Annotated in this window: 22 protein-coding genes and 1 pseudogene; 7 read left to right on the top strand and 16 right to left on the bottom strand. The window is 64.7% G+C overall.

The window, feature by feature from the left end; all coding sequences use genetic code 11:
* Positions 1–42: 42 nt before the first annotated feature.
* The gene (locus tag ACQS5P_RS16235; RefSeq protein ID WP_428937665.1) at positions 43–1,608 is read right to left on the bottom strand and encodes a sugar ABC transporter ATP-binding protein; all 1,566 of its coding nucleotides are present in this window, start codon (positions 1,606–1,608) and stop codon (positions 43–45) included.
* Positions 1,609–2,133: 525 nt separating this feature from the next.
* On the opposite strand from ACQS5P_RS16235, the gene ACQS5P_RS16230 reads away from it, so the two are divergent.
* Positions 2,134–2,625 (top strand): hypothetical protein, encoded by a 492-nt coding sequence (locus ACQS5P_RS16230; protein WP_428937664.1) that lies wholly within the window; start codon positions 2,134–2,136, stop codon positions 2,623–2,625.
* A 67-nt stretch (positions 2,626–2,692) separates the two neighbouring features.
* Here ACQS5P_RS16230 and ACQS5P_RS16225 read toward each other — a convergent pair whose 3' ends face one another.
* The 12 genes from ACQS5P_RS16225 to ACQS5P_RS16170 form a co-directional block, all read right to left on the bottom strand.
* Positions 2,693–5,773 (bottom strand): RNA polymerase sigma factor, encoded by a 3,081-nt coding sequence (locus ACQS5P_RS16225; RefSeq protein ID WP_428937663.1) that lies wholly within the window; start codon positions 5,771–5,773, stop codon positions 2,693–2,695.
* A 225-nt stretch (positions 5,774–5,998) separates the two neighbouring features.
* A complete protein-coding gene (locus tag ACQS5P_RS16220) occupies positions 5,999–7,393 on the bottom strand; it encodes an ABC transporter permease (protein WP_428937662.1) in 1,395 nt (464 codons plus the stop codon).
* Positions 7,390–8,406 (bottom strand): ABC transporter ATP-binding protein, encoded by a 1,017-nt coding sequence (locus tag ACQS5P_RS16215; RefSeq protein ID WP_428937661.1) that lies wholly within the window; start codon positions 8,404–8,406, stop codon positions 7,390–7,392. Before ACQS5P_RS16215 ends, ACQS5P_RS16220 begins: the two co-directional genes overlap by 4 nt.
* A 45-nt stretch (positions 8,407–8,451) precedes the next feature.
* Positions 8,452–9,045, bottom strand: a complete 594-nt coding sequence (locus ACQS5P_RS16210) for a GyrI-like domain-containing protein (protein WP_428937660.1) — start codon at positions 9,043–9,045, stop codon at positions 8,452–8,454.
* A gap of 79 nt (positions 9,046–9,124) precedes the next feature.
* On the bottom strand, positions 9,125–10,660 hold the full coding sequence (locus ACQS5P_RS16205) for a hypothetical protein (RefSeq protein WP_428937659.1): 1,536 nt from the start codon (positions 10,658–10,660) through the stop codon (positions 9,125–9,127).
* 122 nt (positions 10,661–10,782) lie between these two features.
* Positions 10,783–11,799 carry an inositol monophosphatase gene (locus ACQS5P_RS16200; RefSeq protein ID WP_428937658.1) on the bottom strand — a complete coding sequence of 339 codons (1,017 nt, stop codon included), beginning with the start codon at positions 11,797–11,799 and terminating at the stop codon, positions 10,783–10,785.
* Positions 11,800–11,844: 45 nt separating this feature from the next.
* Positions 11,845–12,993, bottom strand: coding sequence for a Fic family protein (locus tag ACQS5P_RS16195; protein WP_428937657.1), 1,149 nt, complete (start codon positions 12,991–12,993; stop codon positions 11,845–11,847).
* 113 nt (positions 12,994–13,106) lie between these two features.
* Complete coding sequence (locus ACQS5P_RS16190) at positions 13,107–14,636, bottom strand: galactokinase (RefSeq protein WP_428937656.1); 1,530 nt, start codon at positions 14,634–14,636, stop codon at positions 13,107–13,109.
* Positions 14,548–15,213 (bottom strand): hypothetical protein, encoded by a 666-nt coding sequence (locus ACQS5P_RS16185; protein ID WP_428937655.1) that lies wholly within the window; start codon positions 15,211–15,213, stop codon positions 14,548–14,550. The genes ACQS5P_RS16190 and ACQS5P_RS16185 overlap by 89 nt, the downstream gene beginning before the upstream one ends.
* 123 nt (positions 15,214–15,336) lie before the next feature.
* The gene (locus tag ACQS5P_RS16180; protein WP_428937654.1) at positions 15,337–16,863 is read right to left on the bottom strand and encodes a sugar ABC transporter ATP-binding protein; all 1,527 of its coding nucleotides are present in this window, start codon (positions 16,861–16,863) and stop codon (positions 15,337–15,339) included.
* A 75-nt stretch (positions 16,864–16,938) separates the two neighbouring features.
* The gene (locus ACQS5P_RS16175) at positions 16,939–17,931 is read right to left on the bottom strand and encodes a substrate-binding domain-containing protein (RefSeq protein WP_428937653.1); all 993 of its coding nucleotides are present in this window, start codon (positions 17,929–17,931) and stop codon (positions 16,939–16,941) included.
* Positions 17,925–19,088 (bottom strand): ABC transporter permease, encoded by a 1,164-nt coding sequence (locus ACQS5P_RS16170; RefSeq protein WP_428937652.1) that lies wholly within the window; start codon positions 19,086–19,088, stop codon positions 17,925–17,927. The genes ACQS5P_RS16175 and ACQS5P_RS16170 overlap by 7 nt, the downstream gene beginning before the upstream one ends.
* A 114-nt stretch (positions 19,089–19,202) precedes the next feature.
* Here ACQS5P_RS16170 and ACQS5P_RS16165 point away from each other — a divergent pair, with 114 nt between their 5' ends.
* Together ACQS5P_RS16165 and truD are read left to right on the top strand one after the other, a co-directional pair.
* On the top strand, positions 19,203–20,018 hold the full coding sequence (locus ACQS5P_RS16165) for a Cof-type HAD-IIB family hydrolase (protein WP_428937651.1): 816 nt from the start codon (positions 19,203–19,205) through the stop codon (positions 20,016–20,018).
* 71 nt (positions 20,019–20,089) lie between these two features.
* On the top strand, positions 20,090–21,331 hold the full coding sequence (truD, locus tag ACQS5P_RS16160; RefSeq protein ID WP_428937650.1) for a tRNA pseudouridine(13) synthase TruD: 1,242 nt from the start codon (positions 20,090–20,092) through the stop codon (positions 21,329–21,331).
* Here truD and miaA read toward each other — a convergent pair.
* Together miaA and ACQS5P_RS16150 are read right to left on the bottom strand one after the other, a co-directional pair.
* Positions 21,276–22,241, bottom strand: a complete 966-nt coding sequence (miaA, locus tag ACQS5P_RS16155; protein WP_428937649.1) for a tRNA (adenosine(37)-N6)-dimethylallyltransferase MiaA — start codon at positions 22,239–22,241, stop codon at positions 21,276–21,278. The genes truD and miaA overlap by 56 nt on opposite strands.
* A 15-nt stretch (positions 22,242–22,256) precedes the next feature.
* Positions 22,257–22,643, bottom strand: a complete 387-nt coding sequence (locus tag ACQS5P_RS16150) for a carboxymuconolactone decarboxylase family protein (protein WP_428937648.1) — start codon at positions 22,641–22,643, stop codon at positions 22,257–22,259.
* Positions 22,644–22,757: 114 nt separating this feature from the next.
* On the opposite strand from ACQS5P_RS16150, the gene ACQS5P_RS16145 reads away from it, so the two are divergent.
* The 4 genes and pseudogenes from ACQS5P_RS16145 (at position 22,758) to ACQS5P_RS16130 (ending at position 25,502) form a co-directional block, all read left to right on the top strand.
* The gene (locus ACQS5P_RS16145) at positions 22,758–23,462 is read left to right on the top strand and encodes a hypothetical protein (RefSeq protein WP_428937647.1); all 705 of its coding nucleotides are present in this window, start codon (positions 22,758–22,760) and stop codon (positions 23,460–23,462) included.
* A gap of 314 nt (positions 23,463–23,776) precedes the next feature.
* Positions 23,777–24,004, top strand: a pseudogene (locus ACQS5P_RS16140) (hypothetical protein); the annotation flags it as partial.
* Between the two features lie 211 nt (positions 24,005–24,215).
* Positions 24,216–24,761, top strand: a complete 546-nt coding sequence (locus ACQS5P_RS16135) for a transposase (protein ID WP_428937646.1) — start codon at positions 24,216–24,218, stop codon at positions 24,759–24,761.
* A gap of 60 nt (positions 24,762–24,821) precedes the next feature.
* Complete coding sequence (locus ACQS5P_RS16130; RefSeq protein WP_428937645.1) at positions 24,822–25,502, top strand: hypothetical protein; 681 nt, start codon at positions 24,822–24,824, stop codon at positions 25,500–25,502.
* Here ACQS5P_RS16130 and ACQS5P_RS16125 read toward each other — a convergent pair.
* On the bottom strand, positions 25,448–25,618 hold the full coding sequence (locus ACQS5P_RS16125) for a hypothetical protein (protein ID WP_428937644.1): 171 nt from the start codon (positions 25,616–25,618) through the stop codon (positions 25,448–25,450). The genes ACQS5P_RS16130 and ACQS5P_RS16125 overlap by 55 nt on opposite strands.
* Positions 25,619–25,624: the final 6 nt, after the last annotated feature.

The raw sequence follows: 25,624 nt of genomic DNA, 5'->3' as shown, positions 1-25,624 counted from the left end.
CTCCAACATCCATGCGCGGCGGAGGCAGTCGTAATGCCCACGCTACGCGCCTGCGTGATCCTCCGTCTCGGCGCCGGTCGCTTCCAGCATGATCTGATGCTCATCGCACTGCTCGACCGGCCGGGCCGGACCCAACCGCCCCTTGCACATCACGGCGATGCGGTCGCAAACGCCCAGCAGCTCCGGCAGATAGCTGCTGACCATCAGCACCGCGCGTCCGCGGCAGGCCAGCTCGTCGATCACCTTGTAGATCTGGGCCTTGGAGCCGACATCGATGCCGCGCGTCGGCTCGTCCAGCAACAGCACGTCCACATCATGATGCAGCAGACGCGCCAGCGCCACCTTCTGCTGATTGCCCCCGGAAAGCGACTGCACCGGCTGGCGCGGATGCCGACAGCGAATCGCCAGCCGGGCGATCCAGCCCTGCGTTGCCCGATCCTGAGCGGCCGGGCTGAGCAGCATCGGCAGGCTGGAGAGCGTGACGTTGTCGGCGATGCTCAACCCCAGCGCCAGGCCTTCGTTCTTGCGATCTTCCGAGACCATGCCCACGCCCTGCTCCCACCGCCGCGCCGGGGAAGCCGGCCCCTGATACGCCGCCACTCGAATCTGCCCGCGACGAACCGCATCCAGACCGAAGATCGCGCGGAGCAGCTCCGTGCGTCCGGCGCCGACCAGGCCGGCGATGCCAAGCACTTCGCCTCGGTGCAGGCTCAGGCTCGCCGACACCGGCTTGCGCGTCCCGGCCAGATCGTCGATCTGAAGGATGACTTCCCCGCGGCTTCGCGGCGAGCGAGGGTACAGATCCTCGACCCTGCGCCCAACCATGAGCTGAATGATCTGATCGTGCGTGGCGTCGGCGGTTGCTCCCCCGCCAACGCTGCGGCCGTCACGCAGCACCGTGAAACGGTCGGAGATCGCCTTGACCTCTTCCAGGAAGTGGCTGATGTAAACGATCGCCTGCCCCTGGCTCTTGAGCCGCCGGACCAGCTCGAACAGCCGCTGGATGTCGCGGGCGCCCAAACTGCTGGTGGGCTCGTCCAGCACGAGCACGCGACAGCCGATGGCCACGGCGCGGGCGATCTCCACAAGCTGCTGTTCGGCGACCGAGAGCCGACCTACGGGGATGTTCAGCGGAATGTCCGACCGTCCCAGGATGCCCAAAGCATTGGCGGCGAGGGCGCGCACTTCGCTCCAGCGGACCAGCGGCCCGCGCGTCGGCTCCATTCCCAGCAGGATGTTTTCCATCACCGACAGGTGCCGCGCCAGTGACAGCTCCTGATAGATCATCGCCACGCCCGCCATGCGAGCGTCCAGCGGATGCCTTGGCTTGTAGGGCTGGCCGTCGAGCCACATCTGGCCTGCATCGGGCTGGTGAGCGCCTGAGAGGACCTTCATCAGCGTGCTCTTGCCGGCGCCGTTTTCCCCGACCAGCGCCAGCACCTGGCCCGCCTGCACATCCAAGTCCACTGAGGCCAGGGCAACGGTGGCACCGAAGCGTTTTTCGATTCCGCGCATGCGGAGCCTGGCCGGGGGCGCATCGGTGGGGTGCGCCCCGGGCAGGTCAGTGCCGGGGGCTGCCGCCGTGGTTGTGGTGATTGGTTCGGCCACTGGTGGGTCCGCCGCCATATGCCGCCGCTCATCGTACTGCCAACGCCAGCGGATCGCCAATCTGCCGCCAGCCTTAGGCAAAGGAGGTGCAAAGGTTTGCAGCAAGGGGGATATGTTCGTCAATTCCAATCTCCGTTGCAGCATTTGCCCAAAGCCCCGCCCGCAGCAGTCTGATAACTTTCGTGTCGTCGAGATTGGCTTTGCCCGAGGAACCAATGAATGCAACGTTTCGGGGACAGCGAAATCAGTGTGAAGGAGGAACCAGCCTTGCTGAGCAATCGACGCGATACGTACAGTCGGTTTCTGGGCGAATGCCGCGGGGTGCGACTTGAAGATTCCTGGGTTGGCGGAAAAACTTTTGTTGTCCGCCGCAAGCCAGTTGCGGTAGACTATGAACGTCAGGTCGGCGGTGGGTCGGCAACAACTGCATCGACGACGATCGCGGACGCGGTCGGCTGCTCGTCAGCGTTACTCACATCTTCCCGGTGCTCCACCGCGGACCCTCACAGCAGGAAGGCATTTGCGATGGCGTACAACCAGACGCGCCAACTTCCTCCCATGCCCGAGATCGGTCGCCCGGAGAGCTATTACGCCAAACTCGTCCACGAAGCCGACAAGCAGGGCGATGTCCACGCCCACGAGGCCGCGAAAGTCGGGCAGTACATCACCCTGGCGCTTGATCCGAATCTGTCGTGGGAGCAGAAACTCAAATACTTCCGCCACGCCCTCAAGCGGCACTGCCAGCCGCCGCCTTATCCCGATGATGATGTGTGGATGTTCTACCAGCAGCTTGCCGACCTGGTGCGGCAATACTGCGGCTACGAGGCGCTTCGGCTGGCCAGCGCCGAGGACGATCTGTATGCCGCCCGGCTGAGCATGGGCCAGTCGCGCGAGCAGATCGAAGACGAAGCCGAGCAATTTTTCCTGAAGCTGATGGGCAGCGGCGACCACTGCCCCGAATGGTTCAACGAAACCGACTGGGCGCAGTTGAAGCTCATCCGCGACCAGTGGATCTGATTGCAATGACTTGGTGCTGAATCGGCGCGACGCGATTCGGGCACGGGAACATCAGGCCTAACCGGCATCAACCAGTGGCCGTGCGACGGCGGCGAAGCAGCGTCCCCGCCGCCAGGGCCACACCCAGCAGCGAAGCCGCCGGCTCAGGGACCACCGCCGCGGCCGGCGCGGGGGAGCCGCTTACCGCCAGATACGACGGCAGACCGCTGGTTCCGACGGTGCCCCAGACCAGGTTCTGTTCCAGGTCGATGCCGGCCGCAAGCTGCGCCTGCCGCCAGCCCCCCTGCTCGAAGGTCCACAGCCCCAGCGTGCGCTCGTCGAGCTGCAACTGCTCGGCCAGCAGCTCGTCGTACCGCACCAGCACATCCAGAGAGGTCAGATCCAGCGTCCCGATCATCCGCCACACACCGATCGCCACTGTGTCTTGCGGCAGTGCCGGAACTTCGCTGGAACCGGGATCCAGCAGGGTCAGACTGAGCAGACCTTCGGTGGTTACGCCGTGCGGCGTGAGGCGAACGGAATTGACCAGATCAATGACCGGATCGTCGGACGTTTCGCCCCAGTTGTAGGCGCGGTCGGCGGTGATGGTGATCGGCGGGAGCATGAGCCTTCCACCGTCGCGGGCGTACCAGCCATTGGTCCCGCCGGAGTTGGGGTTCTCGATCGTGTTGTAGATTCCCGAAACGGTGGTCAGGTCGAGCGTGCGCGACAGCCCATCGCCGTCGGCGATGATCTGACCGTTTTGCACGATCGGCCCGGTGGTGCGCACCGCGCCCCAACCGACGAAGGTTCCGGCGCCGCCGGTCCTGGATCGCACCGCCAGCACCGCGCCGGCCGTGCCGGGGGCTTCTTCGATCACCGGCTCGGATCGATCCGGCTTGAGCTGGACGGTTCCTTCTCCTGATTCTCCGACGATGATCTGTGGCGTGGGCTGATACCGGGGTGCGGAGACAGAGGAACCCGGCGTCGAGGGTGTAAACTCCTGAGGATCGAGCATGCCGTCGGTCGTGTCCTGCGGGGCGCGAATGCTGATGCCCGCGTCGGCAACCACCGACCAGGTTCCTTTGCCGCCCGATTCCCTGCCGACGATCGCCGTGGTGACATTGACCTTTCCGCCGGTTTGCGTGAGGCTGCCGTCGCCACGCTGGCCGACGATGAGTGTGTCGGCCGAGAGAGTCCCGCCGCCCAGGCGATAGTCGCCTGTGCTGCCTGAGTCGGCGGCAACGACGGCGGTTCCGTTGTGGGCGGGGGTGGTCACGTCGATCTGCCCGCCGCTCTGCTTGAGCGTGCCGTTACCGGCGCCGCCGACCACCAGCCGCGGCGTGGTGATCTTGCTTGCGCCGTCGTCGCGCACGCTGCCACCGCTGGCGGGACGCGATCCAACACCCGATGCGCCAGCCTCGCTCCGCGGAGTGGTGGTGTTGCTGGCCAGGCTCTGAAGCTCGAGCGTGCCGCTGCTGCCGGGCTGGGCGCCGATCGTCAATTCATCCTTGACGATGATCCGCCCGCCCAGGTGCTGCAATGAGCCGCTTGCCTGATCCCCGACGATGAGTCGATCCGCTCGCAACGTGCCCTGGCGGAACACGACGCTTCCGCGCGCCGCCTCGGTTCCCATCGAAGAAACCGCCGCATCGCCCATCACACTTGCACTGGCGCCTCCGGAGGAAGCATCGACAACCAGGCGATCGACGACAATCTGCCCGGGGGTGAATGACCCCGGCGACTGCGCCCGGGAATGCTTCTGCGATGCCGCAGACCACTGCCTGGCCAGCGACAGCGGCGCGGCGATGTTCGACACGTAGCTGTTTCGAACGTTGGCCTGCGCGGAAGGTGTGTGCGCAGCGTCCGGGAGAGCGGCCAGCAGCGTCGCGGGCGACGTACGAACCGTCGGCGGGTGCCAGGTCAATGCAAATGTCGCTGGCGTCCCATGGCGATCCGACGCGACCGACTGCCGCGCCGCCTCAGACAGATCATTCGGAGTATCGACGAAATACGATGATTGCCAGTCCGCCGCCGGGGGTGCCAGCTCAATCCCCACAGCAAGCGACAAATCCGTCGGCGACGCGAAAAGCGTCGGCACGGACACGGTCGGTGCTTCGAATTGCCCGGTCTGTTGAGCAGCTCGGCTCAGCTCCGGGATCGACAGGTGCGGTGGGCTGAAAATCCGATCGAGCAGCGGACGCAGGTGGCGCATCAAGTCCACGTTGGGCAGAGCCTTCAGGTCGATCAGATCCAGGCGGTCCAGCACCTGGCCTGCACCGGCGATCGTCGAAACCACCAGCACCGACGCGGCGATCAGCCCGCGCAGCCGCGACCACATGATCGCCGACGCCGCTTTCTGCATCAGACCCAGCACTTCCAGCGGCGCGATGGTGCTGTTGACGGCGAAACCGGCGGCGGCGACGTGCGCCGCGGCCGCCGAGCTGCCACGCACGATCCGGTCGCGCACCGCAGTTTCCACCAAGCCGCCGAGCAACCCCCCAAGCAACGCCAGATTGATCGTCACCCCACGCTCGCTGAGGCTCTGCGCCAGCATTTTGCGCCCGCGGTGCAGGCGAACGCCCAGCGTGCTGGTGTTAACCCGCAGCTCCCTGCCCATCTCGTGCGGCGACAGCCCGCCGAAATAGTACAGAATCAGCGGCAGGCGGTATTTGGCCGGAAGCTTGTCCAGCTCCTCGCGAAGAATGTGCCGCAGCTCTTCCAGGTCCAGCCCAGCCGACACGGAGCCGTCGGCCCCGCGGGCGTGGCCGTAACCATTGCCGTTGCCGTGTCCGTTGCCATTGGCGGAACCGCTGAGCCGGGCACTTTCGCTGGCGTGACGCTGCTCGCGCGCAGCGCGACGTTTCTTGGAGCGACGGATGTCCAAAGCCAGACGATGCGACACCTTGCGCAGCCACGGCCCGACGTAACGGATCTTGCCGGCGGTCTTGGCGTGAACCGCGAGGGTCAGAAACGTGGCCTGCGTCGCGTCCTCGGCGTCGTGTACATCGCGCGTCACCTGAAGCGCCACGTTGTACACCATGCCCGCGTAACGGCGCGCAATCTCCTCGAACGGCTCTTGCCGGCCGGTCTGTTGAAACTCCGCAAGCAATTCCTGCGCGCTTCTGGCCGAAGTCGGCGACTCAACGCAGGTTCCATTCGCACCCAACGGGAGCCTCCCCAGTTAGTGACGCCGCCGCGTCAGACACCTTACATCCTTCACAGATCACCAGGGCTGGCAGATCACGAGTCTACCAGCCTGGCCCACGGACTGCGAACCTTTTGTGCACACCCGTCGGTCGTTGTCAACCCGTGGTGCGAGCAAAACAATGCGGCGGTTGCGCAAGTGCGGATGAGCAGGGACGTTCCGCCCGCCGCAAAAAAAATCCGCCGATCAGCCGCGGATGATCCACCTGGCCAGTTCGGACAGCCGGGCCGCCTGCCCCTGCATCAGGATTCCCACGCGGAAGATTCGTCCGGCGGACCAGACGACCGCCAGGGTCGTCAGCACCACCAGCAGCGCCGAGCCGATCAACTGCCAGGTCGGCACGCCCGGGGGAACCGCCAGCCGCGCCATCATCGCCATCGGCGCCGAGAACGGAAACAGCGACACCGCCACCGCCAGGCGACTGCCCGGATCCTGCACCAGCGATCCCAGCGCGAACATCGGCAGCATGATCACCAGCATCACCGGCAGAATCATGTTCTGCGATTCCTTGATGTTGGTAACCGCGGCGCCGGCGGCGACGAACATCGAGCCGTACATCAATGTCCCCACCGCCGTGAAAAACACGAACCACAGGATCGTGTTGGCTGTCAGGTACTGCGCCACCCCCTGTCGCACGGCCAGGTAGTAGGCCCCGCCGAAGTAGATCGCCGCCAGCGTCAATGCCACCGCCACGCCTCCCAGCAGCTTGCCCATCATCAGCTCGAATGGACGCACGCTGCCCAGCAGCACTTCGGCGATGCGAAGCTGCTTTTCCTCGATGACGTTGGCCGTCAGCGGACTGGCGCCGATCATGACCACCAGGAACATGAGCATCACCAGACCCAGCGGCACGCCCACCGCTGCGCTCATGCGACTCTTTCTGGTTTCGTACACGATCTGTCCGTCCGGGCGTTGCTCGGCCAGGCCGCGATCGACAATCCCCGGCGGAGTGAGCAGCGGGCGAAGCTGCTCGTAACTGATCCCCTGCTGGGCCAGGCGATGCCCGATCACGGCCTGCGGCAGCGCCTCGCTCAACAGCCGCACGAAGTCGCGATAGGTGATCCGCATCGACGAGTAGCGGATCTTGTCCCGGTCGTGTTCGGGAAGAGCATCGTCCTGCTGCTCGGCTGCGAATGCGCCTGTGCCCGGCGAGGTCGCGGATGCAGCCGGCCAGCCCAGCACGTCCGGGCCGATCTCGACGTAGGCCAGCAATTCCCCCCGGCGAACGCGATGCGAAAGCTCCAGCCGCACCTGATCCGCCGCCGACGGCTCGGCCAAGCGTGTCGGATCGATCCGCTCCAGCTCGAAGCGGGATCGTACCTGCCGACCGGACCCGTCATAGATCCCCGTCTGGTTGTGCTGCCCAACCGCCTGCTCGATCGCCGCCAGCAGCTTCTCTCCCGGCGAGCGGTCGATGATCGCCACACGACGTGTGGTGGTGTCGGCCAGTTTCTCCGTCGCCCGCTGCGCCAGGATTCCGCCGCTCATCATCAGTGGCAGAAGCACCAGGCTCACGATGAAGCTCTTGGTCTTCACCGCCGCGCTGTACTCGCGCGCCGCGATCACCAGGATCTTTCTCATGGAACCTCCGGCCCGGATGAAACGGAGAAGTGACGAACCGGCGAAGGGGCGAGCGTGTCATCGCTGCGCTGGTCTGGTGCTGGCTTTGGTCCTTGCTCATCAACTCCCGGCTGCGCGATTCGCCGGAAGATGTCCTGCAAGCTCGGATGCGCAATCTCGAAGTGCTCAACGCGACCGCGGGACATCAGCGCCGCCAGAATCTGTTGCGTGTCGGCGTCGGCAGCGGTGCGAAGCTCCTGGTAATTGCCGAAGTCGGTAACCCCGACGACGCCGGGCAGATCGTCCAGTCGCGGCATCGGGCGGGCGGTGCAGTCCAGCCGCACGCGAATCACATCGCGCCCGTGCTCCTGCTGAATCTCCCGCAGCGTCCCGTCCAGCACTTTTCGTCCGCGGTAGATCATGAAGATCGCGTCACACAACTGCTCGGCGACGGTCATGTCGTGGGTCGAGAAGATCACCGTGGTTCCGTTTCGCCGAAGCTCCAGCACCAGTTCGCGCAGCACGTCGGCGTTGACCGGATCCAGACCGCTGAACGGCTCATCGAGCAGCACCAGCAGAGGTCTGGCGATCACGGTGGCGATGAACTGCACCTTCTGGCTCATTCCCTTGGACAGTGCCTCGATCTTCAGCCCGCCGACACGAAGCGGATCCTGATCAGGAAACAGGCGAGCCAGCCAGCCGTCGATTTCCTGTCTGCCGGGACGATGGCCTTTGAGCTGCGCATAAAAACGCAGCAGGTCGCGAACCCGCATCTGCTTGTACAGCCCGCGTTCTTCGGGCAGGTAGCCGACGCGGTCGTTGGCCGCCCCGTACTTTTCCTCTCCCAGAACACGAATGTGGCCGCGATCCGGGTGCAGGATGCGCATGATCATCCGCAGGGTGGTGGTCTTGCCCGAGCCGTTGGGCCCGATGAAGCCGTAGACGCTGCCCTGCGGCACGCGCAGGCTAAGGTCCGCCACCGCCACATGCCGGCCAAATGTCTTGGTCACGTTGTCGATCTCGACCGCGATCATCGGTATGTGCAACCCGCGCTCACACCCCTGAAACCGGAAATGGAGCTATTTCACGGCGGCCAGGATCAGCACCACGTTGTTGTTCGACTCCGGCCCTTCCCAGTAAAGGTACAGCTCACGCGTCTCGCCGGTGGGAGTCAGCCCGGCGGCGAACAGCTCGGCGTAGAGTTTCTGATAGGCCTGGGGAAGATCCAGCAACTCGCCGCTGAAGATGACCGAGGCGGCGCGCAGCGGTTGAAGCTTCCGGATCATGGCACCGTCGGGCGCTTCGCCCACCGCGCCGCGGGTAGGCACGCCCACCTGAAGCCGAAACGACTTGCTCGGGTCGGTTGTGGCGCCCTGATAGACGAAAATCAACCCGCCCTGGGGCTGAACCCGACCGCTGTTCATCGCCGCTTCGATCTTTGGCAGCAGTTGATCGATCGTCTGTTTCAGGTCGGCGAAGGTCGTCTCCGCCTCGACATAGCAGTAGCTGTCGCTTCCCTTGAATTGCGCGACGCGCATGGGGGTGACCAGATACGCCGCGGGCTGCGTCGCTGGCGGCCCGCCTTCCGCCGGCCGCGTCGCCGGCTCCGCCGCGGCACACCAGCCCACGCTGATCGACAGCACCAACGACGCCCAGTTCGCCAGACATTTCATGGCCATGCCTCCTGTCGGACGGACAGTCTGCCGACCGGCAGATCGCAATGCAACGCCACGGGTAGGCTCATGCGGGGCTTCAGTCGATCACGCGTCCGGCGAAGTCGTGTTCCAGGATGTGTCTGGCCTGGGCTTCAACGCGCTTCCCGATCGCGGTCTGTCCGGCGGAAAAGTAGCTTCGCACGACCGCCTTCTCATTGGTCGCGATCCGCAGGTACCCGCTGTACCAGCCGGGCTCCAGACTCACCGATCCCGGATCGAGCTTCACGCCCTTTGACAGACATGTCCCCTGAAGATCGATCCCGTCCGCCGTCGCCGTCACCATGCTGGCGCCGTCGGCCACGAAGTGCCTGACTACCGCGTCCAGCGCGCGATCGCGGACCTCGTCGCTGTCGAACTGATAGTTGAACTCTCCGGTCGTGAAGACCTGCCTCTGAAGATCCCAGAGCTGATCCATGAGTTTCGGCTGCTGCTTGAGCGCCCCCAGGAAAAGCAGGATCGTCATGATCGAGTTTTCGCCGCTGATGGTCAGATTGCCCATCGTGATCCGGTGGTAGTAATGCCCGGACTCTTCGGCGGCGGCCAGTGCGCCGATGCGTGTCATGTAATCCTTGATCTGCGAGTGCCCGTTGCGGAAAAGCACCGGCTTGGCGCCCAGGCGTCCCCACTGGGCCAGCGCCAGCGGGCTGACCTTCGGATCGTAGAGCACCGGCACGGCCTGAGGCGCGCCCGCCGCCTTGAGACACGTCTGTAGAATCGGCACGAAAGCAAAGCCGGCGGTGAGGATGCCGCGATGATCTCCGAAGACGATGCGATCCCCGTCGCCGTCAATTCCAATCACCGTCCAGGCCGTGTCCGGCTCGTTGCGGTGACGCGTCCGCGCAAGCTCCACCGCGTTGTTCATCTTCCCCTGGCTGGTGGGATTGGGCGATCCGGTGGGAAAGTTTCCATCCGGCACGAAGCGCAGCGGCTCGACCCGCGCGCCGGCTTTGGTCAGGGCCATGATGATCTCCGGCCCGGCCGAACCGTTGAACGCGTCGAGCACCACGCCCACGCCTTGCAGCTCTGCCGGCCTGATTCCCGCCTGATTCAGCGAGAAATCGACGTACTCGCGTCCCAGGTCCAGCAGATGAAGCGACCCGCCGGACACCGGCGCAAACTTCTCATCACTGTGATAGATCTGGCGGATTTTGGTCAACCCGCCCAGCGGGCCACAGTCGTAGCCAATCGCATGCACGATCGGAACGGTGAACTTGATCCCCACGTACTGCCGGGGATTGTGCGACGCGGTGATCGCCAGGCCCATCGTGTTGGGATGTTCCTGCGATACGTACAGCGTCGTGAAGTAGCTTTGCGGCGTGCTGATCGGCTCGGTCCGCAGGTAGATGCGCAAGCCCATCCGCATGGCCACGTCAATCCCCAGCTCCATCACCCGCGCGCAGCCCAGCCGGGCATCTCGCGTGAGGGTGATCGTGTCCACGCCCAGCAGCCGCCCGTAGGCCAGTGTTGCCTCGAACAGGCGGCGAACCTGCTCATCGTTGAACTCGTCAACTTCCCAGCGGGCGTCATAGACCTTGATCGGATCCGAGGCCCTGATCGTGCTCGTTGTGCTCATGCCTGCCGACTATAAGGCCATGATCCCGAGTGTAAAGTCCGCTGAATCGCCGGCCTCTCATCCGCCAACGACATCTGGCCAGGCAAAGTCCCACCCACGGCTGGTTTGATCCTTCTTTGGATCTACGTGATCCCCCAGATTCGGAAGAACTCGATGATCAACGGTTGAATCTTGTCATACAGCTTACGGTTGGCAAAACCCGCCCAGCCCAGGTTGCTGGTGACATCCAGCGGCCCGTCCATGGGTCGGCCCAGGCCGTCGGTGAGGATCACGCCGGCTTCCTCGGCGATCAGCCACGTGGCCACATCGTACGGGTGGACGCACAAACCCAGCGGCTGGGGCTGGCAGCGATAGAACAGCGGTCGCAGGTCGGCATTGAACCGGTCGTGTCCGACGATCAACTCGTAGAACTGCCCTCCCGTGGAGATGTATTGATCCTCAAAGACTGTGGCGCGCGTCACATCGGTGCTGCCAAGCATCTGTCGTGCGATGTGTTCCATCAGCGCGCTGGCCAGCAGCTTGGTACCGGGGAAGAAGTTGCTCACACCGGCAAAGCCGTGGGCGATGTTGTCGGCCTGCGAGGGGCGGATCGCCAGCGGCTGCGAATCGCCGCTGCGCAGGTCGATGCGTTTGGCGTGCGCCCCGCGCCCCCTGATCGCCCACAGAACATCCGCAAAGCCCATTTTGCTCGTGGGCAGCTCGGTCATGACGGCCACTTCAATGTCCCGCAGCCGCGTGCCCGGACCCTTGTTTGGCGCCACCCCTGCCAGCGCCCAGGCCGGACGCTTGGCATACATGATCCCGCGCGTGCCGTCGATCGGATCGACGATCAGTCGGATCTGCGCATCCTCCTGCGGCGATCCTTCGGGAAACACCTTGGCCCCCTCGTTGCCATGCTCGTCCTGGATGCCCTCGGCGATCAGCACCAGCGGTGTGGTCCGGGCCCAGTCGCGGCAGAAGTCCTCCAGCACCGGCTCGACGACCGCGTCGATGGTATAAATCGTGTCCGCCGACGCCGACCTGGCCACCTCCGCCAGCCCCTGCCGCCCGTGCGATTTGACCACCGCATCGCGAACCAGGGACTGAAACTCGATCAGCCGGCGTACAATCTCGTCGGGGTTGGGCATCGGAACGCTCATCACCGTTATGTTAATCGAAATCGCGGCAGAGAATCTGTTGGGAGGCTATGGCGTGTCTCCCAAGACTTCGATGATTTGCTGCGCCAGATAGACACGATTCCGCTGCTTTCCGGTCACTTCCTGCACAATGCCGGCCTGGACCAGCTTGTCGATCAGTTTCTGCGCCGAAGGCGCCTTGATCTTCAAGAGTTTCATCACGCTGCCGAGTGTCAGTGTGGGATCGACGAATAGCTGATCCACCAGTCGCGGCAGCAGCGCCGAAGCTCGCCGAGTTCGCACGTGGGACTGGTATTGCTCACGCAATTGCTCCAAACGTTCAATGCGCTCGATAGACGCTGTTGCCTCCTCGCTGACGCCACGCGCAAAGAAGGCGATCCACTGCCCCCAGTTGCCGCGCCGGCTGACCTCCAGAAGCAGGTCGTAATACTCGCGACGACTGCGTTCAAGCGGCGCGCTTGGGTTCAGCAGAGGCAGCAGCAGTGTGTTCTCCGTACAGAGGATGAGCAGGATCAGTACTCGCCCGATCCTGCCGTTACCGTCGGCAAACGGATGAATCGCCTCAAACTGGTAGTGAACTGCGGCCGCGCGAACGATCGGCGGCAGGCCATCCGGATGCCGGATGTATTGTTCGAGTTGGCGCATGCAGGGCTCGACTGCATGGGCTGGCGGCGGAACGAAGCGGGCCTCCTCGATCCGGTTGTTGCGGCCGATATGGACCGGGATGTTGCGGAACTGGCCCGGCGTTTTTTCCTGCCCGCGCACGCCGCGGAGCAGGATCTTGTGCATCTCCTTGATCAGTCCCAGCGACAGGGGGCGATGCTGCACACTATGCAGCCCATACTCCAGAGCCTCGAAGTTGTTCCTGACCTCGCGCACGTCGGGCGTATCGCGCTCGACTTCCGGCAAATGCTCGAACAGAAGTTGAGTCCGGACCTTGGCGTGGGTGTTCTCGATCCGGCTGGACAGCTCCGCTTCGCGGCGCAGAAACAGGCGAACGAGGCGTTCGGGGTTGGGGAATCGGTAGCCCAAGCCCGATAGTCGCCCCAAGGCACGCTCCGCCTGAGAGACATCGTTGACCAAGCTGCTGGTCCATTCCAATCGAGGCGGCAGTGGATCCGGGATGAACGTCCAATGGCCGTTCGGGTCCCGGATAATCTTGCCCGGCGCATCTGCTTGAAAGTCGGTAACTTCCATTCCTGCCGCGGTTCTTATTTACGCTTAGGGTAATGACGCGCAACGCTATTACACTATATCATCGTTATCGTGAATAAGAATTGGCCGGTCCAATGGGGTCTGGTTCGAGCGGTTCACACCACCGCCGTGCCCACGTGCCAGGCGCCGGGGCTGGTGCCCATGAAGGCCTCGGGTTTGTGGCCCGTGCGACGCTCGTAGGTTCGCATGATTTGCTCGATCGCGTCGTCGGCGCGGGCGCCGATCTCGCACAGCACCGCCACCGTGCCTCCGCTGCCGCCGCCGGTGATCTTCGCCCCATACAGCCCGGCCCGCTCGTTGGAACGCACCAAATCCACCAGCAGATCGCACTCGGGCGCGCCCAGCAGCGCATCTTCCGTATACGACCGGTGCGACGCGTACATCAGGTGACCGGCCTTATCCATCAGCACGTAACGCTGCCGATCGTCCGGATCCAGTCGGGCGGCGTGCTCGACGAACTCGCAGAACTGCCGCACGCGTCTGGCCTCCATCACGTGATGGTCCGTCGCCTGCTGAACGTGGTATTCCACGTCCGGCTCAACTCGCGTCGCCCGGTCGATCGTCTGGCCATACTGCTGGAGAAACTCGCTGCCTTTCATTCTCCGCGGCAGGTACGGGCGGAAGAAGTTCTTGTAGTCGTCCGGGTTGAGATTCGCCAGGTAGCCGCGCATCGGGTCTTCCAGCAGCTCGCGTCCCGAGGCCCGGCCCATCTCGCGCATTTTGGCCAGGATGATCGCATGACCCATGAACGCCGCGCAACGTGTCCGCACGTACATCCCCCCGCCCACGCTGTGCTTGACATTGCTGTTGATCCCGATCGTGCGGAAACCGCGTGGCAGAAACAGCGGCGGCTGAAGCTCGTGCGGTTGGCAGACCAGCCGCAGGTACGCCCCCGCTTCACCATAACAACTGGTCACCTGATCCATGATGCCGCACGGTGCGCCGACGATGCGGTTCTCCACCGACTGGCACATCGCCGACAGCTTCATCGGATCCAGCTTTGAGCGAACGTCGAAGTGATCGACCAGGTTCATCATGGTCGCGACCTCGATGGCCGCCGACGAGCTGATGCCAGCCCCCAGGGGAACCGTGCTGTACAGCGCCAGGTTCAGCCCCGTGATCGCGGCGTTGCGCAGATCGATCAGTCCCTGCTCATGAAGCAGGAACAAACAGCCGGCGATGTAGCCGGCCCACTTGCGGCCGGGCTCGGCAAACTCGCGATGCAGCGTTTCGGCGTCGCACTCGGCCATGCGCTCCAGCGGCATGCGGAACGTGAACGGCTGATGCTCATCAAGAAGGTTGAACGAGAAGACCTGAATCTGCCGGTCGGCGCGCGGCTGAAGCAGCACGGCGGCGGCACGATCGAGTGTGGCCTCGCAGACCAGCGAGCCGGTGTAGTCGGCGATTCCCCCCATCACATCCAGCCGCCCCGGCGCGCGGCTCACCCGCATCGGCCTGGAAAAATCAAACTCCCCCGACAACTCCGCCCGCGCCCGGCTCAGCAACGCCGGCACCGGATCCAGTTTCAACAGCGGCTCATGGTGCGGATGGCCCGGTTGTTGTGGTGGCGGGGGCGAGTGGCTGCTCTGCTCGCCCGGTTGGTTCTGGCTGCTCTGGCTGAACACCTCGCGGCTCCTTTGCCTTGGGTTGCGTGGGTTCAAGGATGATCCGGTCGAAGAACCGCCCCCCGGCGTTCAGCTCGAAGGTCGCGGTCAACACGTACGGACGATCCGGTCGAATCCCATCATATGCGAGCTGGAAGCCGTAGGTGCGGCTGGTGCGGTTCCATCGCTGCCGCTGCGACTCCAGCGTGCTCAGGTCCCCGATCCACGGGTTGACCAACCGCCGCCCCCGGATGTCCGGATCGTACGGACGGTATTCGTACAGCTCGAAAATCACGCGGCCCGAAGCCTTCGTCGGATCGCCGAACTGGTCCTGTAGCTCGATCAGCGCCTCGATGCCGTCAGGCCGGTCGTCGCCGGTCCAGTCCTTGATCTGTGTAAAAATCGGATGGATCCGCATGGCGACTGGCCCGAACAATGCCGCGTCGGTGGCATCGCGAGGGTAAGGCAACTGCATCTGGCAGCCGCTGATCAGCACCAGCAGCGCGGCAACAATGCCCGCCGGCACGGCCCGCGGCACACTCAAACGCTGCAAGAACCTCGGCATTGACGACGGGCCGGCCATGCTGCCTGGTCGCATGGATCGGCAAATTACGAGAGCCGGCCAAGGGTGTCAACGCGACAGGATTCTCAGCACAACCCGAACCACGTGTACAGGCCGCGGATCATCGGCCGAGATGTGATCGCCGATCGACCCGCCGGCTCAGGCCACCAGCGAATCTCGATCCGCGCCAGACCGTTCCACGCCCGCCATCAGCCGCAGGACCGTTTCCTGGTCGGCCTGATCGCGTGTCAGCTCCCCCACAATGCGACCCTGTCGCATCACCAGAATCCGCGTGGAGAGATTCAGCACCTCCGGCAGTTCCGAGGAGACCAGCATGATCCCCGCGCCCTGTCGCGCCAGCTCGTCAATGAGCCGATGGATCGCCGCCTTGGCGCCCACATCCACGCCTCGCGTTGGCTCATCCAGGATCAACAGCCTGGCCCCGCGCGCCAGCCATTTGCCGATCGCCACCTTTTGCTGGTTGCCGCCGCTGAGCGCCTGGACCGGAGTCTCGATCGACGGGGCGCGGATCGCCAGCCGCTGAAAGTATGTCTGGGCGACGGCGCGTTCCTGTCGCTGCGCCAGCAGCCCCAGACGCGAGAGGCGGTCGAGCATCGCCAGCGACAGGTTCGCCCGGCCACTCATCGCAAGCACCAGTCCCTGGCGTTTGCGATCCTCCGGTAGCAGACCGATCCCGCGGCGCATCGCCTGCCGCACACGCCCCAGCCGCAGCGGCCGACCTTCCAGCTCGATCTGCCCGCGCGCGTTTGGATCCAGCCCGAAGATCGCCCTGGCCACTTCGCTGCGTCCGGCGCCGACCAGCCCGGCGAAGCCGACAATCTCGCCGGATCGAATCTCAAACGACACGTCTTCGAACAGGCCCGGCGATCTCAGCCCGCGCACGCTCAGCAGCGTCGGCCCCGGTTTGTCCGACAGATGCTGCGGAAAATACTCCTCGATCGATCGTCCGATCATCATCCGCACGATGGTGTCGGGGCTGGCCTGGTCGCGCGGCAGCGTGCCGACGTATCGCCCGTCGCGCAGCACGCTGATTCGATCGCACAGGCGAAACAGCTCGGGCATGCGGTGCGAGATGTAGATCATCGTCACCCCGCGCGATTTGAGCCGCTGGATCAGCTCGAACAGCCGCTGCGCTTCCGGCTCCGACAGCGAGCTGGTCGGCTCGTCAAAGATCAGAATCCGCGCGTCGGTTCCAATCGCCGACGCGATCTGCACGAGCTGCTCCTGCGCCGTGGACAGCGCCCGCATCGGCTGAGTCACGTCCAGCGACACGCCGATCTGCCCGAGCAGTCGCTCGGCACGGCGATGCATCCGTGGACGATCGACCAGTATGCCCAGGCGTCGCGGGTACTGCCCCATGCACAGGTTTTCCGCGACGCTCAGGTCCGGGCAGAACGCCAGCTCCTGATGCACCATGCCGATCCCGTGGCGCAGCGCGTCAGTCGGGCTGTTGATCGACGCCTCGCGACCGTCGATCAGAATCCTGCCCGCGTCGGGCCTGTGAATCCCGGCCAGGATCTTGCCCAGCGTCGATTTGCCGGCGCCGTTTTCGCCCATCAATCCGTGACATTCACCGCGCGCAATCGCCAGCGACACGTTTTCCAGCGCCGTCACGCCGGCGAAACGCTTGCTGATCAGGCGGAATTCAACATGGGCTTCGGGCATGTTCACCCGTGGTGTCACGGTCGTCGCGGCCGTGCAACGTGCGCCCCCGGGGGCGAAAACGCACAACGCGATGCGTCATCGCTGCAACCACCTGTCCCACTTTTTGGCGAACTCGTCGGCGTTTTCCTTGCGCACTTCCGTCAGGGGGTCGATCACCCGCTGCGTCGGCGGGTCCTTCTTGTTCACGATCTTCTCCAGAAGAATCTCCACCGAGCGGTAACCCCACCCGTAGCAGTCCTGCGCCAGAAGCACCTCGACGTGGCCGCTTCTCAGATACGCAAGCTGCGCCGGCAAGGCGTCGACGGAGACCACTTTGATTTTGCCCGGCGGCCAGGGCAGGGCGTTGGCGGTGAACAGCGGCCAGCCGCCGACCAGCGCCCAGCCTTCGATCTGCGGGTTGGCATTCTGAGCCGCCTGGAGCGCCTCGGCGGCGCGCTCGGGCGTCTCCTGGTGATAGAACACTCCGCCGCCCGCTTCCAGCAGCTTCATGTTCGGATACTTGGCCAGCTCGTCCTTCACGCCCTTGACGCGCGCCTGGAGGTTGGGCGCGCTCTGGTTGCCCGCCAGGATCGCAATCGTGCCCTTCTGGCCCATCGCCTTGGCCAGTTCGGCCATGACGCGCTGCCCACACTGCTGGTCGTCGGTTCCGTAGTAGGCGAATCGCCGGCTCTGCGGCGCGTCCGAGTCGAAACAGATGACCGGGATGCCGCGTCGCACGGCCTTGTCAATGGCCGGCGTAACCGTGCGCGCCTCGGAACAGGAGACCGCGATGCCCGCCACCCCCGCGCCCGTCAGCGCCTCGATCGCCTGCGCCTGGCGCTGGGCGTCCTCATCCGGCGGGGTCTGCCAGTCGATCGACACCTCCGCCCCATATTTGGGCCCCAGCTCCTTCGCCGCCGCCAGTGCGCCCGTGTAGGCCGCCTGGAACACGGCGTTGGACTGGCTCTTGGCGACCATACCGATGACGATCTTTCTGGGCGCCTGAGCCTGGGCATGTGGCAACACCCCAAGCCCGACAACGCTCAGCGCGATCCCCGCAAAAGCAATCAGCAGTCTTCGGATCAACATGCGTGCTGCTCTTCCTTTCTGACAGCGCGTTGGAAAGCCCTATGCGCGCCGGCCAGGTGCCGGGCGCGCACATACTCGCTGACCCGATCGATCGTGACGGCGATGATGATCGCCGAGCCGACGATGATCTGGCTGTACTCCTGGTTCAAGTGCAACTTGAAGATGCCGTTTTCGATCATTCGGATGACCAGAGCGCCCAGGATCGCGCCCAGCGCCGTGCCCCGTCCGCCGGTCAAGCTCGCCCCGCCCACCACCGCCGCCGCGATCACGTACAGCTCGTAGCCGCTGCCGGTGTTGGTTGAGGTGGTGGAGAACCAGCCGAGCGAGACGATGCCGGCGATGCCGGCGCTCAGCCCGCTGATCGCATACACCCGCAGCTTCACGAGGTTCACGCGGATGCCGCTGAATCGCGCCGCCTCCTCGTTGCCGCCCACCGCGTAGCTCTCGCGCCCCGCGACCGTCAGCTTCAGGTAGAACCATCCGGCCAGGCCGACCAGCAGCATCACGATCAGCGGCATGAGCTGCACCCCCCCCTCGCCCGGCGCGGTCTCGAAAAAGTAGCGCTGCATGAAGTCGGTGGTGAATGCGTCGGGGATCGATTTGCCCTGAGAGGGAAGGGTCTTGATCGTGGTGGCGACGTTGCCGACGCCGCGGTAGATGCTCAGCGTGCCCAGCGTGACGATGAACGGGTGCAGCCGCAGCAGAGTGACGAGCAGGCCGTTCAGCAGCCCGCACAGCAGTCCCACCCCCGGCCCGACGAACAGCGCCACAGGCAACACGATCCACGCCGACGCATCTGGAGGCAGGTTCTGGAGCACGCCCGCGCACGCCAGCGCCGACAACGCATAAATCGCCCCCACCGAGATGTCGATCCCCCCGGCGATGATCACGCATGTCACGCCGACCGACATGATCGCGTACACGGCCATGTAGGTGGCGATCTGCCCGACGAGGTTGTCCAGGTTCAGGAAAGTGTTGGTGCCGCCGCGGGCGTCGTACGAGCCGTAAACCGACAGAGCCGTGCCCAGAACCAGCACGACGACGATCAGCCCCAGCTCCTGGATGCGGGGCAACCGCGGGCGCCCATAACGCGGCGGCGCTTCGCTGGACAGGACCTGGGCCGTGGAAGCATCGGTCGGCGGCGGTTGCGTTCCCATCGAAGATGTACGATAACGCTCATCGGCACGGATGCCAAAAGGCAGGCACATATGGAGATTTCCCGGCCCTCGGACAGGCGTTGGACCGGAACCACAGGAAATCGCAGACGAGGCATGCCATCTGCCGGCCCGATCAAGCTGGTGGCCATCGACCTTGATGGCACGCTGTTGACCAGCAGCAAGCGCGTCAGCGAACAGACGCTCAACGCGCTGCGCTGCCTGCAACCGGACGTGCGGGTGGTGATCGCTTCGGCTCGCCCGCCGAGAAGCGTCAGGCCCATCTATCAACTGCTGGCGCTGGATACCTGGACGATCAACTACAACGGGGCGTTGATCTGGGACGAGCCGGGGCGTCAGCCGGTGTTTCATCAGCCAATGAGCGGCGCGCTGGTGCGGCAGATCATCCAGACAGCGCGCGACATGTTCGAGGAAGTGCTGGTCTCCTGCGAAGCGATGGATCGGTGGTTTACCGACCGCGCTGATGACCCGGCCTACACCACCGAGACCGGCCGGCTCTTCGCCCCGGATGTCGTCGAACCCTACCAGCGCTTCTGCCAGAACGAGATCACCAAACTGATGCTGCTTGGCCCGCCGCCGATGCTGGCAAGGCTGGAACCGCTGCTGCTGGATCGATTCGGCAACCAGGTGAGCATCCTTCATGCCGACGAGCACCTGCTCCAGATCATGGACAGGCGCGTGAGCAAGGCCGCGGCACTGGCGATGGTCGCCGAGTTCTATCAGGTCGGACGCGATCAGATCATGGCGATTGGCGATGCGCCCAACGACGTGGGGATGCTCCAGTACGCGGGCATCGCCGTGGCGATGGACAACGCCCATCCGATCGTCAAGCAAAACGCCCACTGGATCGCGCCCAGCAACGACGACCATGGGGTGCACGCGGCGCTGGTGCGGTACGGGCTGTGTCGCTGAGCCGGATGCTCAGAGCAATCGCGCGTTCATCGTCGCTTCGTACCGTCGTAGCTCGGGCTTAAAATCCCGGCATGTCTCTTCCGTACTTCACGCGCGATTTTCCCGGCATCGGCGGCGCGATCAAGCGACGCCCACAGGACTTTTTCGTTCAGGAGATACCGCTTTACGAGCCCAGCGGACAGGGCGAGCACGTCTACTGCGAAATCCAGAAAGTCGGCATCAGCACCTTCGAGGCCATCAACCGCATCGCCGAGGCGCTGCACATCCCCACTCGCGACATCGGCTATGCGGGACTGAAGGACGCCCAGGCCATCAGCCGGCAGGTTCTCTCGATCCTGGGCGTCACCCCTGAGCAGGTGATGGCATTGCAGATCCCGGACATCACCGTTTTGTGGGCCGCGAGGCATGGCAACAAGCTCAGGCTGGGCCACCTGGCGGGCAATCGATTCGCCGTCAAGATTCGCGACGTGAATCCGACCGATGTGGTCAAGCTGCGGCCCGTTCTGGACATCCTGGAAAAACGTGGCATGCCCAACTTTTTCGGCGAGCAGCGTTTCGGCCGGCGCGGCGATAACGACATCCTCGGCGCCGCGCTGATCCGCGGGCGGCCGGAAGAACTGCTGCACCATCTGCTCGGCTCGCCCAATCCGGATCTGGATGACCCCCAGACCCTGATGGCGCGAAAGCTGTTCGACGAGGGAAACTATGAGCAATCGATGAAGCACTGGCCGCGGCGCAGCGGCATGGAGCGGCGGATCCTGGCGCGGCTGATGAAGACGGGCAAGCCCGGGGCGGCGGTGCGCGCGATCGATCAGCGTCTTCGGCGGCTGTGGGTCTCGGCGCTACAGTCACGGATCTTCAACGACGTGCTGGCGCAGCGGATCGACTCCATCGACAGACTGATGGATGGAGATCTTGCCTACAAGCACGACAACGGCGCGTGCTTTCTCGTCGAAAACGCCGCCGCCGAGCAACCCCGCGCCGACGCCTTCCAGATCAGCCCCACCGGGCCGATCGTCGGGTATCGCATGACCATGCCACAGGGCCAGCCACTGCAGATCGAGCAGCAGGTGCTCAAGTCGCATGGCCTGACCCCCGGACACTTCAGGCAGCAGGGCATGGTTCAGGCCAAAGGCGCCCGCCGACCGCTGCGAGTCAAACCCACTGACACGAAACTGGAAGCCGGGGTGGATGAATCTGGCCCGTACATCACGGTGGCCTTCACACTGCCCGCGGGCTCGTTCGCCACCGTTCTGCTCAGGGAACTGATGAAGAACGATGAGCATCAATCCGCGACAACACCTGATCCATGAGCTGTTCCAGCGGCGCATCGCCGCTCAGCCACTGCACGTCCCGAAACCGCCGGAACCATTTCATCTGCCTGCGGGCGAGCTGTCGGGTGGCGATCTTGATCCGCTCGACCGCCTCCTCCAGGGAGATTTTGCCCTGAAGGTGCTCGATCAGCTCGCGATAGCCGGTTGCTTCCGACGCGGTCTTTGAAAGAGATCCGTAACGTTCAATCAACGCCCGTGTCTCCTCCAGCCAGCCCTGCTGGATCATCTGTCTGACCCGGGCGTTGATGCGACGATTCAGTGCTTCGCGGTCCCACTCCAGGCCGAACCACACCGCCTGGTGGCGAGGCGTGCCACTGGCCCAGGCCGTCTGAAACGAGGAGATCGGCTTGCCGGTCAACTCGAAGACTTCCAGCGCGCGGACGAGGCGTTTGCGATCGTTGATGTGAATTCTGGCCGCGGCGGCGGGATCGACCTGGCTCAGCCGGGCATGCAGCAGTTGCGTGGGCTGCTGGTTGAGCCACTGGCGAATCTGCGGATCGGCGCCCGGACCCTCAAACAGCCCCTCGAACAGCGCCTTGTAATAAAGCGGTGTGCCGCCGGTGGCGATCAGAGGCACGCCTCGACGGGCGGCGTCGGCGATCACCTCGTCGGCCAGCTCCACAAAACGCGCCACCGTGAACGTCTGGTTCGGGTCCACCACGTCGATGAGGTGGTGCCGGATCCGCTCACGCTGTTGGGGCGTGGGCTTGGCGGTGCCGATGTCCATGCCCCGGTACACGGTCATGGAATCAACACTGAGGATCTCCGCGCCGACGCGCTCCGCCAGCGCCAACGCCAGCGCGGTCTTGCCCGATGCGGTCGGACCGAGAATCACGAGGATGGGGGGCACAGCCGACACGTTGGACAGCAGGATACCGCACGTCGCCACGGCGGCCAGGCATTCTCAGGTCTGAGCAGAAGGCGGCGGCGTGACAGGAGCCTGTTGCTGGCCCTTCCGGGCCATCGTGTCGATCGCCAGCAGCGCGTGAGCATACGCGCCGCCGGCGCGCATCTCCGCGGCGACCCAGATCGCTTCCATGATCTGCTCGGCGGTGGCGCCCTGCGCCATCGCCGCGCGGGTGTGAGCGCGAATGCAGTAGGGACATTGCGTGACATGTGCCACGGCGACAGCGATGAGTTGTTTGATCTGCGCCGGCAATGCGCCGTCGGCGAAGACGGCCTGGGAAAACGCCTTGAACGCCTCGGCCTGCGCGGGGGCCAGCCGCTTGCGTTGCTCGCCCAGCTCGCGCGACGCCGCCGGATACATCTCAGATGAAACCGTTGAAGCCATGATGAATCGTGCTCCTTGGTCTGATCATAGCCGCGTATCGCCGACCTGTTCAGGGCAATGGTCGATTCGTTTCTCAGCCGGATAATTCTGCGTCTCATACGAAGGAGTCAGGGAATGGAGAATCGTCGGTGTGGTCGAGTCGAGGCGGTGGCCAACGTCGAGCCAGCGTGGGAGCAGGCCCGCCAGCGGCAGGAACAGCCCGTGGCCAAATCGCGCCCGTACCTGATCGTGGCGGCGGTGACGGCGCTGGCGTTGGCGGCAGGTACGGCGGCGCTGTGGTCGGAACCGCGGGGCGGACAAGGCGTGCCCGGCGCACGGGACACAGCAGCTTCTGACCAGAGCAACGCGGCGGCAGCCTGGCCAACGCCGCAGGCCGGACCGGTTGAACGCGTCGTCTCCAGTTCCCCGGTTAACGCCGGGCGATACATCATCATGACTGCCGGATGCAACGATTGTCACACCCCCGGCTACATGGAGTCCGGTAGCAAGGTGCCCGAGGAATTGTGGCTGACGGGGGTGCCGGTTGGCTGGCGCGGCCCGTGGGGAACAACGTACGCGTCGAACCTGCGGCTGTTTGTGAAGGACTTTGACGAAGACACCTTCGTGCAGGTGGTGCGCGCCCGCAACACGCGTCCGCCGATGCCCTGGTCGAGCCTGCATGCGATGAGCGACGCGGACCTGCGCGCGGTGTACGGGTACATCAAGAGCCTGCCGATCCGCGGCCAGCGGATGCCCGAGTACGTTCCTCCGGGGCAGGAGCCCGCCACGCCGTACCTGGTGCTCGAGCCGGTGTTTCCACGGGGTGCTGCTGGCGGATGAGGATCGCCAGGCAAGCAGCTCGCGGCAACGGCCCGGGCGAAGGGGGTAGTTTCATTGAGCATATGACGAAGAGATGCCTCTCCCAACGCTCGGTGTGATCGTGCCATTGGATGGCGCGAGCCGGGCAAGCGTAAGGAGGGAAGGCAACCCGGCAGGGTCCAGGTTTGGCGCCTGGACCCTGTCTTTTGTCCGGGCATCGGAAAAGACTCCCGACCCCTTATTTTAAGGGGTCGGGAGTGGCTCAGTCTCGACCCTCTCCAAGTTCGGCGCATGTTCGGTAGCGCCACGCCGATGCAGTGGGTACAAGCTGCGGGATGGAAACATCTCGATCACCATGGAAGGTCCTGCGGCAGGCCCATGAACTGGCCCTCCGCGTCTGGCCGGCCTACTCCTGCGACTGCAGCCGCCACGACTTCACGCTCCCGCAACTCTTCGCCTGCCTCGTTCTGCGCGAGCAGCTCAAGCTCAGCTATCGCAGGGCCGAGCAACTGCTGCGCGACTCGCCGCAGTGGCTGGCCGACCTCGGCATGTCCCGCGCCCCGGATCACAACACCCTCTGGCGGGCCTTCGGCACGCTTCTCAAGACCCGGCGCGTCAACCGCATGCTCGACCTGCTGGCCCAGCTTGCCGCCAAGGCCAAACTGCTGCGTAAGCTCGACTCGAGCAAGCCGCTGACCCTCGACAGCACCTGCTACGAGGCGCGTCACCGCTCACGCCATTACGACCGCGTCTGCCGCAAGATGCTCCTGCGCGATGGCGGCAAATACACCGAAAAAAACCGATGCAGACGAGGTCAATCGCTCACGCTCGCGCCGGGCCCGGCAGATGCCGAAGCTGGCCCTGGCGGTGGCCTCGGCCTGTCACCTCATCCTGGCGGCGCGGGTTCATATCGGCTGCGGGTCCGATGCGCCGGACTTCGCGCCGCTGTTGTACCATGCGTGGCGGCGGGCCAATGTGAACGTCGTCGTCGCCGACGCTGGATACGACTCAGAGGCCAACCACCGCAGCGCCCGCCTGGACATGGGTGTGCGCTCGGTGATTCCCACGGGCATCGGGCGGCCGTCGAGCAAGCCGCCCGGCGGTCGATATCGCCGGCTGATGAAGCAGCGGTTTGCCCGCAAGGCGGACCGGCGAACCTACGGCCAGCGAGCGCAGAGCGAGACGGTCAACAGCATGATGAAGCGGAACTTTGGCGATGCCCTGCGTTCCGTGCAACGCCGCCGTCGCCGGCAGGAGATGCTCTTGCGGACCCTGACGCACGACATCATGATCTACGCCAATTATGAGGGTCGAGACTGAGCCGGTCGGGAGTCTTTTTCGGCGTGGCATCGGCGCATCGCTCTGGAGACAATCCCGGCGGTGAGGATGAATCGAAACTACCCGGAATCATTGGGCATCCCCTGGACCGCCTGGGTTGCGATGCTGCTGGGAATCGGCGCCGCCGCGTTGAGTTTTCAGGCGGCAGGAGTCTCGCTGGGACTGCCGCTGGCTGGGTTCGTCTTCGCGGCGATCATCGTGCCGCCGATGTGCGCCGCGGAAACCAGGCTGCTGGATCGGCTGCTCGTGGCCGCCGGCGCCAATGACGGAATCGCGATTGTCGTGCTGCTGGCGGTGTTGCACCCGGGCATGACGTTCGTCCAGTGGCTGCAATGGTACGTGCTGATGATCTCGTGGTGCGCAGCGCTGGCAGGAGGGCTGAGCCTGATCCGCCGATTCATCCCGGCGCCACTGGCGGCGGGAATCGTCGTGCTGGTGGCATTGGCCTGGCTGACCTGGCCGATCTGGACCGCCGCTCATCTGCGAGGCGCCGCGGCCGCCGATGTCGTCGCGGCGCTGGTCAGCCCCCATCCGCTGTTCGCGACAAATCGCGTCATGCTGAATCTTGGCCTGTGGACGCAGCGACCGGTGGCCTATGGCACGTTGCTGAGTCTGGGACAGGATGTGCCTTACGAGCTGCCCGCAAACATCCTCCCCTCATCGCTGAGTCATCTGCTGGTGGGGCTGGCCGGATTCTGGCTGTCGCGCGCCGGCAGAAGATGAACCTTGCGATCCACGATCCACACCGACGCCAGGGCCAACAGCGTCATCGCCGCATACGCCAGCACGATCCGTCCGGTCGTCCAATGGTCTGTTCGTGGCTGCTGCGTGCGGTTCATCGTTGC

This window comes from Fontivita pretiosa (assembly GCF_050410795.1).
Lineage (GTDB): Bacteria > Planctomycetota > Phycisphaerae > Tepidisphaerales > Tepidisphaeraceae > Fontivita > Fontivita pretiosa.
Note: the sequence above shows the minus strand (reverse complement) of the source record. Positions and strands in the feature narration are given on the sequence as shown.

Excerpts from the sequence above, each read along its gene's own strand:
- ACQS5P_RS16205 (WP_428937659.1), bottom strand. The coding sequence starts at position 10,660 with ATGAGCACAACGAGCACGATCAGGGCCTCGGATCCGATCAAGGTCTAT.
- ACQS5P_RS16215 (WP_428937661.1), bottom strand. The coding sequence starts at position 8,406 with ATGATCGCGGTCGAGATCGACAACGTGACCAAGACATTTGGCCGGCAT.
- ACQS5P_RS16200 (WP_428937658.1), bottom strand. The coding sequence starts at position 11,799 with ATGAGCGTTCCGATGCCCAACCCCGACGAGATTGTACGCCGGCTGATC.
- ACQS5P_RS16125 (WP_428937644.1), bottom strand. The coding sequence starts at position 25,618 with ATGAACCGCACGCAGCAGCCACGAACAGACCATTGGACGACCGGACGG.
- ACQS5P_RS16220 (WP_428937662.1), bottom strand. The coding sequence starts at position 7,393 with ATGAGAAAGATCCTGGTGATCGCGGCGCGCGAGTACAGCGCGGCGGTG.
- ACQS5P_RS16170 (WP_428937652.1), bottom strand. The coding sequence starts at position 19,088 with ATGGGAACGCAACCGCCGCCGACCGATGCTTCCACGGCCCAGGTCCTG.
- ACQS5P_RS16165 (WP_428937651.1), top strand. The coding sequence starts at position 19,203 with ATGCCATCTGCCGGCCCGATCAAGCTGGTGGCCATCGACCTTGATGGC.
- ACQS5P_RS16185 (WP_428937655.1), bottom strand. The coding sequence starts at position 15,213 with ATGCGACCAGGCAGCATGGCCGGCCCGTCGTCAATGCCGAGGTTCTTG.
- ACQS5P_RS16230 (WP_428937664.1), top strand. The coding sequence starts at position 2,134 with ATGGCGTACAACCAGACGCGCCAACTTCCTCCCATGCCCGAGATCGGT.
- ACQS5P_RS16195 (WP_428937657.1), bottom strand. The coding sequence starts at position 12,993 with ATGGAAGTTACCGACTTTCAAGCAGATGCGCCGGGCAAGATTATCCGG.
- ACQS5P_RS16135 (WP_428937646.1), top strand. The coding sequence starts at position 24,216 with ATGGCGGCAAATACACCGAAAAAAACCGATGCAGACGAGGTCAATCGC.
- ACQS5P_RS16145 (WP_428937647.1), top strand. The coding sequence starts at position 22,758 with ATGGAGAATCGTCGGTGTGGTCGAGTCGAGGCGGTGGCCAACGTCGAG.
- ACQS5P_RS16175 (WP_428937653.1), bottom strand. The coding sequence starts at position 17,931 with ATGTTGATCCGAAGACTGCTGATTGCTTTTGCGGGGATCGCGCTGAGC.
- truD (WP_428937650.1), top strand. The coding sequence starts at position 20,090 with ATGTCTCTTCCGTACTTCACGCGCGATTTTCCCGGCATCGGCGGCGCG.
- ACQS5P_RS16210 (WP_428937660.1), bottom strand. The coding sequence starts at position 9,045 with ATGAAATGTCTGGCGAACTGGGCGTCGTTGGTGCTGTCGATCAGCGTG.
- ACQS5P_RS16180 (WP_428937654.1), bottom strand. The coding sequence starts at position 16,863 with ATGCCCGAAGCCCATGTTGAATTCCGCCTGATCAGCAAGCGTTTCGCC.
- ACQS5P_RS16150 (WP_428937648.1), bottom strand. The coding sequence starts at position 22,643 with ATGGCTTCAACGGTTTCATCTGAGATGTATCCGGCGGCGTCGCGCGAG.